The following is a 12090-nucleotide window of genomic DNA, read 5'->3' as shown; positions in this document are numbered from 1 at the left end:
TTTGCAAATGTAGCTATTTAGCGCCATTATCATAACAAACCAAGTAAATATTGAGCAGCAGCAAAAGGCGTAGTTTTATTTTGTTCGATAGCTTCGATTTGCAGCGCTAGTTCTTTAGCTATTTTTGAATTTTGATAAAACGTTGATTTTAGGTTTTCATCAATGGTTTGGTACAACCAAAATTTATTCTGCGATATTCTTTTACTGCGGAAGGTATCCTGCTCTTTTGAAGTTTTGATATACGATAGAATAAGCTCCCACGCTTTGTCAATTCCTTTGTTTTCTATTGCTGAAGTTAGCAACACCTGAGGCTTCCAATTGTTAGCTTTTGGAGGGTACAAATGAAGCGCTCGCGAAAATTCAGTTTTTGCAATTTTAGCCTTCTGAAGATTATCGCCATCGGCTTTATTGATTACAATAGCATCCGCTAGTTCAATAATTCCTCTTTTAATGCCTTGCAATTCATCTCCAGCACCAGAAAGTTTCAGCAGTAAAAAGAAATCAACCATACTGTGCACTGCAGTTTCACTTTGACCAACACCAACAGTTTCTACCAAAATAGTTTTAAAACCACAGGCTTCACATAAAATAATAGTCTCGCGAGTTTTTCGAGCAACACCACCCAAAGAATTTCCAGCTGCCGAGGGTCTAATGTAAACATGCTTGTTTTTTACCAAATTCTCCATACGAGTTTTATCGCCTAAAATACTTCCTTGCGAAATCGAACTACTCGGGTCGACAGCCAACACAGCAACTTTATTTTCTTCGGAGGCAATGTGGGTTCCGAGCGCTTCTATAAAGGTGCTTTTTCCAACGCCAGGTACACCTGTAATTCCAACACGAATAGAATTATTGGCGTGGGGTAAACACAACGATAAAATTTGGTTTGCCTTTTCGGTATGTGTTGGGTTTGAACTTTCAATTAAGGTGATAGCCTGACTGAGCGCTACAATGTCTCCGTCAATAATAGCTTTTGCAAGACTTTCAGCAGAAATATTTCTTTTGCGTTTTTCTTTAAAATTTGAAATGGCATTTGCATTGGTTATTTCAGTTTTAGAAATACCTTCTTGTTTATTTTGTGTAGTTGGATGTGTTTTTTTGGTTGGCAAGCCAATAAATTTTAAAACAAATTTAATAACTAAAATTATGATAATATGTGTTATTAAAAGTATATTAGAGAGAATTTAAAAAAACAAACAAATGAAAGCATTATACAAAGCGAGTGCAACAGCCACTGGCGGTAGAGCAGGACATGTAAAGAGTGACGATGGAGTAATAGATATGAAATTAGAACTTCCGAAGGAATTGGGAGGTAACGGAGGCGCATTTACAAACCCAGAGCAATTGTTTGCTGCAGGATACGCTGCGTGTTTTGGTAGTGCCTTACAACATGTAGCACGCGAAAAGAAAGTTGATATCGGAACCGATTTTGACGTTGCAGCTACTGTAGGAATTGGAAAAGACGAAGAGCTAGGAGGTTTTTTATTGGATGTAATTTTGGATGTTACCTTACCAGGAATTGACCAAGAAGTAGGGGAGGAACTTGTTAATGCAGCGCATGAAGTTTGTCCTTATTCTAGAGCTACAGAAGATAATATTGATGTGACGCTTAACTTAATGGTGTAATCAATACCAATGTACAAAACAAAAAGCCTCAACATTGTTGAGGCTTTTTGTTTGTTGTTATTTTATACGGAATGTAAAAGTAGTTTCGTTTTTGTAAACATCCCCTTTTTTTAAATGAGTGGAAGGGAAGTGTGGGTGGTTTGGAGCGTCTGAAAACTTCTCGGTTTCAAAACAAATGCTTGGGTATGTTTCAAGCGGTTTGTTAAGTAATATGTCTTCGTTCATTTTCTCGGGAGTGTAAATTACAACTCCAGGTTGGTTAGACGCCACCTCCATTTCGATTCCCGTTTGTTTGCTGTGTAAAATAGCAAGCGGATTGTTTTCTTTTAAAACATAAGTATCGTCAATTCCTTTAAATTCAAAAGTACTTCCAATCTCTCTTGTTGTTCTAAAATCGAAATGCGAGTTTTCTACTGAAGTAAAATCTCCCGTTGGGATTGCATCTGCATCTTTACTTAAAATATGTTCAGCATTAATTTGTAATTCGTGGTTCAGAATTGTGCCATTTCCGTTGAGGTTGTAATAATTATGATTGGTTAAATTCACAATGGTATCTTGGTCTGTAGTGGCTTCGTAAATAATTATAAACTGATTTTCAACCAATTTGTAAGTAACCAAAACTTTTAGGTTTCCAGGGTATCCTTCTTCTTTATCTGGACTTAAATAAGAAAATTTTATACTTGGTTCTTCACCGTTTTCAATGCTCTCGAGCGTCCATTTTTTAAACGAAAACCCTTCTTTTCCACCGTGTAGATGTACATTATTTTCGGTGTAAACATCATAATGGTTGTTGTTAATATGGTAACCTTCTTTTCTAATTCGCCCTGCAAATCTACCTACCGAAGCCCCAATATATCCCGAATTGTTACGGTAATCTTCAAGGTTTTCAAATCCCATTACAACATTCACATCGTCTCCGTTTTTGTCTTTTGTAATGAGTTGATGTACGGTTGCTCCGTAGTCTAAAGTAATAAGTTTTATATATTTATTTTCAATACTGTATTTTTTCATTTACTTAAATTTTATCGGCGTCTTTCTATAATAAAAATCTAACTTAGTAGCAGTGGCTAAAATACAAATTAGCATAGCCAATGCACGTATTTCTGTTATAAAATACGACTGTTTTTACAGATTTTTTTTAAAAAATGAAACGTTTCATTTTTCGTATCGTCTTTAAGATGAATAGTAACTAATACCAACTAAAAGTAACAAGCCGGCATGCTTGAAATCGATTTAATTGAGAAGTGCAAAAACAACGATCGGAAGTCGCAAATGCAACTTTACGACAAATATTGCGACGGAATGTTTTGTGTTGCTATGCGATATGTTAAAAACACCGACGACGCGCAAGATGTCATGCAAGAAGCATTTATCAAAGCGTTTCAGAAATTAAATCAATTTAAGGCAGAAGTTACTTTTGGAGCGTGGTTAAAACGTATTGTAATTAATAAGTGTTTAGATTTTTTAAAATCGAAGCATCAAGAAGTGGTAGCGATTAATGAAAATATGTCTTTGCTGAAAGACGACGATACTTGGGAAATTAATGAAACCATTGATGTAGCGGTTATAAAAAATGTTATTGAGACACTTTCTGATAAATATAAATATGTATTGATGTTATACTTGATTGAAGGGTATGACCACGACGAGATTTCTCAGATTTTAGGAATTAACAATGCAACTTCCCGAACCAATTTATTGCGTGGGAAACAAAAGTTAAAAGGGCTTTTAAAAGAATTAAATTATGGCGAAGGATATTAAAGAGTTATTACAAGCTAGCAAAGACGATTCGGCGTTTCAATTGCCAAAAGGACATCGAGATCGATTTGCAACACTTTTGGATGAAAAACTTCCGCAGAAAAAACAAAAGAATACTTACCTGTTATGGAAAGTTGCTGCTGTGATTGCTGTGGTTTTTGGAGTGGGAATAAGCGTTTATTTCAATACAAACACGGAAGTTGAAACTAATGCTGTTGTTGCAACGCCAACGCAAAACAGTTCCGAAGAAACAGCCAAAATTACACTCGGAGATATATCGCCAGATTTAAAAAAAGTAGAAGACTTTTACGTAGCAAATATTAATTTGGAACTCGCCGATATCGATTTAACCGAAGCGAATAAAAAGCTGTTAGATGGATATATGAACAGACTTTCGGAGTTGAATGATGCCTATAAAGAGCTTACACTCGAACTCAATGAAGTAGGACCAAATAACCAAACAATCAATGCACTTATAAACAACTTACAATTGCGTTTACAGTTACTATATCGATTAAAAGAAAAGATTAACGAACTTAAAGAAACTGAACATGAAAAATTTGAAAAACAAGCCATTTAGTATAAGTGTGTGTCTGTTTTTTATAGCTTTTGGGTTGTATGCGCAAAAGCAATCTAAAACATTTAAAGAGAGTTTTGATGTGCAAAAAAATGCCGTAGTTGAAGTAAATACAAGCTACGCCGATGTAACTTTTGATACTTGGAATAAAGACAAAGTTGAGGTGGAGGCAATTATTGAAATTGAAAATGTTTCAAAAGAAGAAGCCGAAAAGTATTTTAAAGCATGGGGTTTTAAAGCTGAAGGGAATTCGAGTAAAGTGCGAATTACTACCAACAATGGTGTTCGTTGGACTTCGGGAAATAGGGTAGTTGTAATTTCTGATGATGAGAATTTTAACTTTTCGTTTCCAGATTCCATCCCGATGCCTCCAATACCACCAATGCCACCGCTTCCTCCAATGGATTCTTTGGTGGTAATGGCACCTGTTCCACCAATGCCACCGTTGCCTTTCAATTTTGATGAAATGTCGTTTGATTACGAAGCTTATCAAAAAAATGGTGACGCATATTTAAAAGAATGGAAAAAGAAGTTTAACGAGAGTTTTAATGACGATGTAAAAGCTAATTTGGAATCTTGGCAAAAAGAGGTGAAAGCGCAACAAAAAGAGTGGCAACTTAGTCGAAAAGAAATAATGGAAGCTTCTCGGGAGGCTAGAGAGGCTTCAATAGAGGCGAGAAAAGCGTCTACAGAAGCTCGCAAAGCAATGAATGAAGCACGCCGAGAAATGATTAAAATTCGTACTAGTACAGCTCCAGGAAGTCACCAAATGTATTATTTTAATTCTGAAGGGAATGATAATTTGAAAGTGAAGAAAACGATTAAAATTAAAATTCCGAAAGGCGTAAAATTAAAAATGGACGTCCGTCACGGGGAAGTGAGTCTGGCAGAAAATACATCAAATATCAATGCAACCTTGTCTTATTCAAGGTTGCATGCTTTTAATGTTGATGGCGATGCGTCGGTTATAAAAGCATCGTATTCGCCAGTTTTAGTCGATAATTGGAACAAGGGAGAGTTAATGGTAAATTATACTGATGTAGTTACCCTTAAGCAAGTGAATAGTATTAAACTTACCTCCAAATCATCAAACGTTGCAATTCAAAATTTTTCTGGAGATGCTTTAGTTGAAGGAAGTTTTGGCAATTTAGCAATTGAAAGAATCGCTGATGATTTTAATACACTAAATATTCTTTTAGACAATTCTGAAGCGCAATTAACATTACCAAAAACTGCTTTTAATTTTTATAGTAATGCTTCAAATTCCATGATGAAATACCCAAAAGCATTGGTGTTAAATGTATCGAAGCACTACGGAAGTGAAGTAGCAAATGGTTTTTACGGACAAAAAAATAGCAACAAAACTATTAATCTTGTTGCTACTTTTAGTGATGTATCTTTAAAATAAACTGTTTCTAAGTCAGTATTAATGAGTACTGTCTTTTAATAACTCAGGATATAATTTCTGAAATTTACGTAACCTAGGGATCGATACATTTTGCACGTATGGATTGTTAGGATTTCTTTTTTCATAATCTTGGTGATAATCTTCAGCTTTCCAAAACTTTTCAAAAGGAACCACTTGTGTAACTATAGGTTTGCTATAAATTTTTTCGTCTTCTAACTGTTTAATATAGCGTTCTATAATTTCTTTTTCCTTATCATTCTTATAAAATGCAATAGAGCGGTATTGTGCTCCTTTGTCTGGTCCTTGGCGGTTGTATTGTGTTGGGTCTTGCGAACCAAAAAATACGCGAACTAAAGTTTCAAACGATACTTCTTCAGGATTGTAATATACCTCAACAGCTTCTGCGTGACTTGTTAGTCCAGAACCTACTTGTTTGTAATTTGGGTTTTTCTCGGTACCTCCAGAATATCCAGAGACCGCCTCTTTTACACCTTTTACACTTTCGAATACAGCTTCAACACACCAAAAACAACCGCTAGCAAAATAGGCAGTTTCGTATTTTGATAAATCTTGTGGAGGTTTTGTAAATGTTACTTCCGGAATTTCTTCTGCAAGTGGTGCTTCTTTTTTAGTTGAAGACTGACAACTTGTTACTAAAAGCAAAAAAGCAAATAAGAAGTTTAATTGTATAAGTTTCATCAGTATTAATATGTTATGATTGAGAAAAATAGTTCTCATGGTTATGTTTTTTTGGTCGAATTTACATTGATAATCTTACAGGTTTTAGCTTAATTTTAACGCACTGTAAATGTTTTCAGTACAAATAAAAAAGCGATAGAAATTTATATTCTACCGCTTTTAATTATCTTTTTGAATAAAGGCTATTCTTCAACAAGTACCCATTCTCCTTTACTAAGAAGCGGTTCGGCTTGTTTAAATTTAACCGTTTTATTCACTCCTGTCATTACATTTTTAATGGTAACCTTGTCGTTTCTTCCAATTTTTGGACGATCTCTTACAATGGTTTCTGTAACAGGAGGTCTTTGCTGTGTTTGCCCTGCAGCTCTGTTTTGTGCAGCCAACTCATCGCTATTTGGAATTTCTTCTTTTGAAGTTTGGAAGTTTTCTTTCTTTTTCACTTCTCTCGCTTCTTCGATGTTGTTGGTATCTTCCGTAGGAAGTTCTCCTTTGTATAAGAAAGAAATCACCTCTCTGTTTACTTGGTCAATCATCACTTTAAACAATTCGAAGGCTTCAAATTTATAAATTAAAAGCGGGTCTTTTTGTTCGTGTACAGCCAATTGAACAGATTGTTTTAACTCGTCCATTTTACGAAGATGTGTTTTCCAAGCATCGTCAATAATAGCTAGTGTGATGTTTTTCTCAAAATCGGCAATAAGTTTTTTTCCTTCTGAGTCGTATGCATCTTTAAGATTGGTGACAACTTTTAAAGTTTTAATACCATCTGTAAAAGGCACAACAATACGCTCAAATCTGTTGCTTTCGTTTTCATAAACATTTTTGATAACAGGGAAAGCTGTTTTGGCATTGCGCTCAATTTTATTTTGATAATAAGTGAGTGCTGTTTTGTAAACGATATCTACAATTTCTCTAGCCGATTTTTTCTTGAATTCTTCTTCTGTTACCGGAGAAGTAATCGAGAATACTTTGATAAGTTCAAATTCAAAGTTTTTATAATCGCTCGCTAGTTTGTTGCTTTCAACGATTGCCTCGCAAGTGTCGAACACCATGTTGGCAATATCGAGTTTTAAACGCTCTCCTTCTAAGGCGTGTCTTCTTCTTTTGTAAACTACCTCACGTTGTGCGTTCATTACATCGTCATATTCAAGTAAACGCTTACGAACACCAAAGTTGTTTTCTTCAACTTTTTTCTGAGCACGCTCGATAGATTTTGTCATCATGGAATGCTGAATAACCTCTCCGTCTTCAAGTCCCATTCTGTCCATCATTTTTGCAACTCTTTCCGAACCGAAAAGACGCATTAAGTTATCTTCTAAAGAAACATAAAACTGAGAACTTCCTGGGTCTCCTTGACGTCCAGCACGACCTCTTAACTGGCGGTCAACACGTCGAGAATCGTGACGTTCTGTACCAATAATTGCAAGTCCGCCAGCATCTTTAACTTCTTTGATAAGTTTAATATCGGTACCACGTCCTGCCATATTGGTTGCAATGGTAACCACGCCAGGTTGTCCTGCTTCTGCAACAATATCAGCCTCTTTTTTGTGCATTTTAGCATTCAATACATTGTGAGGTATTTTTCTGATAGAAAGCATTTTAGAAAGTAATTCTGAGATTTCTACAGAAGTTGTCCCTACAAGTACTGGGCGACCTTCGCCAACCAATTTTACAATGTCTTCAATAACGGCATTGTATTTTTCTCTTTTGGTTTTATAGATAAGGTCTTGCTTGTCTTTTCTAGCAATTGGGCGGTTGGTTGGAATTTCCATAACGTCCAATTTGTAAATCTCCCAAAACTCTCCAGCTTCAGTAATTGCAGTACCCGTCATTCCAGAAAGTTTTTTATACATTCTGAAATAATTTTGAAGTGTTACCGTAGCAAATGTTTGCGTAGCAGCTTCAATTTTTACATTTTCTTTAGCCTCGATTGCTTGATGAAGTCCGTCAGAATAACGTCGGCCATCCATAATACGACCTGTTTGCTCATCAACAATCATAACTTTGTTGTCCATTACCACATATTCGATATCTTTTTCAAAAAGCGTATAGGCTTTTAAAAGCTGATTCATGGTATGGATACGTTCGCTTTTTACTGAGAAATCTTTGAAAAGCTCTTCTTTTAATTCGGCTTCTTCTTCAGCAGGAAGATTTTTATTTTCTATCTGAGCGATTTCTGTACCGATGTCTGGCATTACGAAGAACTCAGAATCTGTATCTCCAGAAAGGTATTCGATTCCTTTATCGGTAAGTTCAATTTGATTGTTCTTTTCATCGATAACAAACCAAAGTGCCTCATCAACTTTTGGCATCTCTCTGTTGTTATCTTGCATGTAGTGGTTTTCGGTTTTTTGCAATAATTGCTTAATCCCTTCTTCACTTAAAAACTTAATTAAAGCTTTGTTTTTAGGAAGTCCACGGTGTACTCTTAATAATTGGAAGCCACCTTCTTTGGTATCTCCAGCGGCAATTAATTTTTTAGCTTCTGCTAAAACTCCAGTAAGATATTGACGTTGTTTAGCAACGATATCTCCTACTTTTGGTTTTAGTTCGTTAAACTCGTGTCGGTCTCCTTGAGGTACTGGACCAGAAATGATAAGCGGCGTACGCGCATCGTCAATCAATACAGAATCGACCTCATCGACAATGGCATAATTGTGTTCGCGTTGAACTAAATCGGCAGGAGTGTGCGACATGTTGTCACGGAGGTAATCAAAACCAAATTCGTTGTTGGTTCCGTAGGTAATATCTGCTAAATACGCTTGTCTACGCCCTGGAGAACCTGGTTGATGATTGTCGATACAATCTATCGAAAGTCCGTGAAACTCAAATAAAGGTCCCATCCAAGCGCTATCACGACGTGCAAGGTAGTTGTTTACAGTTACCAAATGCACACCGTTACCGGTAAGTGCGTTGAGGTATACAGGAAGGGTAGCCACAAGGGTTTTTCCTTCACCTGTTTGCATCTCGGCAATTTTACCTTGGTGCATTGCAATACCACCAATAAGCTGTACATCGTAGTGTACCATATCCCAGGTTACTTCTTTTCCAGCCGCATCCCAAGAGTTTTTCCAAATAGCTTTGTCGTCTTGAAGTGTAACGTAATCGTTATTTCCAGAAATTTCTCTATCGAATGCCGATGCCGTTACTGCAATAGTTTCGTTATTGGCAAAACGTTTTGCTGTTTCTTTAACAACAGCAAAGGCTTCTGGAAGAATTTCGTTAAGTGTTTTTTCGGTAGCTTCGTACACTTTTTCTTTAAGTGCATCAATTTCTGTATAGATATCTTCATTTCTGTCGATGTCGTTTGATGCTTCAGCTTCTGCTTTGAGAGCTGTTATTTTTTCGTCTAAAGAGGCGTAAGAAGCTTTTATTTTATCTTTAAACTCTTGTGTTTTAGCGCGAAGTTCGTCGTTGGAAAGTTGGGAAAGCGCGCTCTCGAAAGATTTTATCTGATTTAAGATAGGCTGTAGTGCCTTTACATCTTTCTTGGCCTTGTCGCCAACGAAAACTTTTAAAACTGAATTGAGTAAACTCATGTCTTTATGTGTATTTATATTTCAAAATTAAGCAAAAAAAAAGCCTCGACAGAGACTTTTTTGCTTTATAATGTTGTGTTTATTAATATTCATCCTCATTCCAAAGGTAATCTTCCTCTGTTGGATAATCTGGCCAAATCTCTTCAATAGATTCATACATATCGCCTTCGTCTTCCATTGCTTGTAGGTTTTCAACAACTTCCAATGGAGCACCGGTTCTAATAGCATAGTCAATTAATTCATCTTTTGTTGCTGGCCAAGGCGCATCGTCTAAGTATGACGCTAATTCTAAAGTCCAATACATCTGCTATTGATTTTAATTTTGTGCAAAAATAAATTTTTATCGTAAAAAGTCAAGTAAAATTTGTATTATTTACATATTATTTCTAAGAACGTAGTTTTTAGGGTTTTATATTGATAATTAATCAATGTTTTATCACTTATCTTTCAATGTTTCCCTATTTGGAACCCATTTTACCTCGGTTGCCTTAACATCTGAAGTCAACTTTCGTGCCAACACAAATAAATAGTCCGACAAACGATTAAGGTAATGAAGTACAAGTTCGTCAAAAGATTCATTTTCATATAAATAAGTGGCTTTTCGCTCGGCTCTTCGGCAAATGGTTCTGGCTATGTGACAATATGACACGGTTGTGTGTCCGCCAGGTAAAACAAAGTGTGTCATCTGTGGAAGCACAGCATCCATCTTATCTATTTCCGATTCTAAAAACTGAATGTCTTCCGAAGAAATTGTAGGAATATCGAGGCGTTTTTTACCGTTTTTTAAAAACTCCTTTTCGGGTGGTGTTGCTAAAATAGCCCCCAAAGTAAAAAGTCGGTCTTGAATTTCGATTAATGCTGTTTTGTAGCTTTCGTCAATTTCTTGGTCTCTAATGAGTCCGAGCCAAGAGTTAAGTTCGTCTACCGTTCCATACGCTTCAATTCGAATATGGTGTTTCGGAACCCTTGTACCGCCATACAAAGCAGTTGTTCCTTTATCGCCGGTTTTGGTGTATATTTTCATTTATTCTTTTTTATTTCTTTTAGAGGAATATCGGTCTTCAAAGCGCTGTTTTCTACGTTCACTTTTCTTTTTCATGTTACGCTGGTTGTTCAGCCAAACTAAAATGAAAAGGATGGCAATAACAATTATCCAAATAATTTGCGTTTCCATATTGTATGTTTTAGTAAGTTAAGAGTTGTAAATTTACCAAATTACGGGAGGAATTTACAATTTTAAAATTCCGCGGAAACCTCTCGCTGCATAATAAGAGTCGGCACCGTTGTGATATATAAAAACAGTGTTGTAACGGCAATCGCCAAAAATAGCACCGCCTAGGCTTCTAATTTCATCGGGAGTTTGTAACCAACTTGAGGTTTTAGTATCGACAGGAATAACCGATTGTAGTTGGCGATATTGATTTTCTGTCATAAGCTCAATACCCATAGCTGTAGCCACATCGAGAGCGTTGTTGCTTGGTTTGAATTTTTTCCGTGCCTCTAATGCTTCTCTATCGTAGCAATAACTTCTTCTTTCTTTTGGGCTTTCTTTTGAGAAATCGCAAAATATATAGACCGCTGTAGCAGTATCGAAACTTAATAAATTTGGTTCTCCTCCAGTTTTTTCCATTTCGTTAACCGACCATAATTTTTCAGGGTGATTTTTGAATTTAAGTTCGATGTCTTTCCATTCGAGCGCCGGAAACCTGTCTTTATCTTTTAAAAATCGAGTTTCTAAAGTTTTTAAAATAGCTTCTGAAGCCGTTGGTGAGAGCAGTTGCATGCGGCGTTTTTTGTTAGTTGATAATTTCAAATTTACATAAAAAAGCATCGCAGTCGTTTTTTAAAACCGAATACAAAAATCTTCTTTTGCTTGTCCGCTTTTGATAAATAGAAATCCAATGTCGTAAAAATCTATACTGATGGTAAACGTCTCATCAGTTTTTAATTTTTGCCAAAGTAGTTGGGCTTTTTTACTTTCTTGTAGGTTGTCAATGATAAAAAAAGTAGAAGCATCCGTACAATTCATAATGTCTTGAAACGAATTTTTTTCTGCTGAAAAATATACAGTTTTAGTAGTTGTAAATCGATTTTCATGTACCGTTGAAAATGTATTTTCATTTAAAAAATACAACGCCCGATTGATTATTTTTTGTATGCGAGCACTAAAAGAAACATGTTGTTGCCAAGTTTTATAAAGTTTGGAAACCGACCTTAATTTACGGTTGTAAATTGCTTTGGTAATTAATTGATACACAAACGGCGAATGCACTCCATGTTGGTTGGTCGATTTAAAAAGGTATTGTATGTACGAGCTTTTAAAATACAAGGTATAAAGTGCGATTTAAATGTTTAATTTTTATGATTTTCCGCAATCTGTCATAATACACAGTCACCTCGAGCGAAGTCGAGAGGTTATTTGGCTTAACAGCTTTAAATAGTGTCTCGACTACGCCTGTCTGCCAACAAAGGCAGGCTCGACC

General features: G+C 35.9%; 13 protein-coding genes. 4 read left to right on the top strand and 9 right to left on the bottom strand.

Annotated features, from left to right (window positions below; all coding sequences use genetic code 11):
- Nucleotides 1–29: 29 nt before the first annotated feature.
- On the bottom strand, nucleotides 30–1109 hold the full coding sequence (gene meaB, locus JMA43_RS06875; protein WP_342155745.1) for a methylmalonyl Co-A mutase-associated GTPase MeaB: 1080 nt from the start codon (nucleotides 1107–1109) through the stop codon (nucleotides 30–32).
- A gap of 91 nt (nucleotides 1110–1200) precedes the next feature.
- Between meaB and JMA43_RS06870 the strand changes: the two genes are divergently transcribed.
- Nucleotides 1201–1626 (top strand): organic hydroperoxide resistance protein, encoded by a 426-nt coding sequence (locus tag JMA43_RS06870; RefSeq protein WP_342155744.1) that lies wholly within the window; start codon nucleotides 1201–1203, stop codon nucleotides 1624–1626.
- A gap of 57 nt (nucleotides 1627–1683) precedes the next feature.
- On the opposite strand, the gene JMA43_RS06865 is transcribed toward JMA43_RS06870, so the two are convergent.
- Nucleotides 1684–2637, bottom strand: a complete 954-nt coding sequence (locus tag JMA43_RS06865) for an aldose epimerase family protein (protein WP_342155743.1) — start codon at nucleotides 2635–2637, stop codon at nucleotides 1684–1686.
- 207 nt (nucleotides 2638–2844) lie between these two features.
- Between JMA43_RS06865 and JMA43_RS06860 the strand changes: the two genes are divergently transcribed.
- The 3 genes from JMA43_RS06860 to JMA43_RS06850 are packed head-to-tail and all read left to right on the top strand — an operon-like array spanning nucleotide 2845 to nucleotide 5369.
- On the top strand, nucleotides 2845–3387 hold the full coding sequence (locus JMA43_RS06860; protein ID WP_342155742.1) for an RNA polymerase sigma factor: 543 nt from the start codon (nucleotides 2845–2847) through the stop codon (nucleotides 3385–3387).
- The gene (locus tag JMA43_RS06855) at nucleotides 3371–3964 is read left to right on the top strand and encodes a hypothetical protein (protein ID WP_342155741.1); all 594 of its coding nucleotides are present in this window, start codon (nucleotides 3371–3373) and stop codon (nucleotides 3962–3964) included. The genes JMA43_RS06860 and JMA43_RS06855 overlap by 17 nt, the downstream gene beginning before the upstream one ends.
- On the top strand, nucleotides 3936–5369 hold the full coding sequence (locus tag JMA43_RS06850) for a hypothetical protein (RefSeq protein ID WP_342155740.1): 1434 nt from the start codon (nucleotides 3936–3938) through the stop codon (nucleotides 5367–5369). The genes JMA43_RS06855 and JMA43_RS06850 overlap by 29 nt, the downstream gene beginning before the upstream one ends.
- Nucleotides 5370–5387: 18 nt before the next feature.
- On the opposite strand, the gene msrA is transcribed toward JMA43_RS06850, so the two are convergent.
- The 7 genes from msrA to JMA43_RS06815 form a co-directional block, all read right to left on the bottom strand.
- Nucleotides 5388–6068, bottom strand: a complete 681-nt coding sequence (gene msrA / locus JMA43_RS06845; protein ID WP_342155739.1) for a peptide-methionine (S)-S-oxide reductase MsrA — start codon at nucleotides 6066–6068, stop codon at nucleotides 5388–5390.
- Between the two features lie 182 nt (nucleotides 6069–6250).
- Nucleotides 6251–9607: a preprotein translocase subunit SecA gene (gene secA, locus JMA43_RS06840; RefSeq protein WP_342155738.1), complete on the bottom strand. Its 3357-nt coding sequence runs from the start codon at nucleotides 9605–9607 to the stop codon at nucleotides 6251–6253.
- Nucleotides 9608–9689: 82 nt separating this feature from the next.
- A complete protein-coding gene (locus JMA43_RS06835) occupies nucleotides 9690–9911 on the bottom strand; it encodes a DUF2795 domain-containing protein (RefSeq protein ID WP_008612884.1) in 222 nt (73 codons plus the stop codon).
- 132 nt (nucleotides 9912–10043) lie between these two features.
- Complete coding sequence (locus JMA43_RS06830) at nucleotides 10044–10631, bottom strand: cob(I)yrinic acid a,c-diamide adenosyltransferase (RefSeq protein ID WP_342155737.1); 588 nt, start codon at nucleotides 10629–10631, stop codon at nucleotides 10044–10046.
- Nucleotides 10632–10781 carry a hypothetical protein gene (locus tag JMA43_RS06825; protein WP_342155735.1) on the bottom strand — a complete coding sequence of 50 codons (150 nt, stop codon included), beginning with the start codon at nucleotides 10779–10781 and terminating at the stop codon, nucleotides 10632–10634. It abuts the gene before it with no gap.
- Between the two features lie 54 nt (nucleotides 10782–10835).
- Nucleotides 10836–11390 carry a DUF4256 domain-containing protein gene (locus JMA43_RS06820; protein ID WP_342155733.1) on the bottom strand — a complete coding sequence of 185 codons (555 nt, stop codon included), beginning with the start codon at nucleotides 11388–11390 and terminating at the stop codon, nucleotides 10836–10838.
- Nucleotides 11391–11450: 60 nt separating this feature from the next.
- Nucleotides 11451–11936: a hypothetical protein gene (locus JMA43_RS06815; protein WP_342155731.1), complete on the bottom strand. Its 486-nt coding sequence runs from the start codon at nucleotides 11934–11936 to the stop codon at nucleotides 11451–11453.
- Nucleotides 11937–12090: the final 154 nt, after the last annotated feature.

The organism is Joostella sp. CR20 (assembly GCF_038433465.1).
Taxonomy (GTDB): domain Bacteria; phylum Bacteroidota; class Bacteroidia; order Flavobacteriales; family Flavobacteriaceae; genus Galbibacter.
This window is presented reverse-complemented; position numbering and strand designations above follow the sequence as displayed.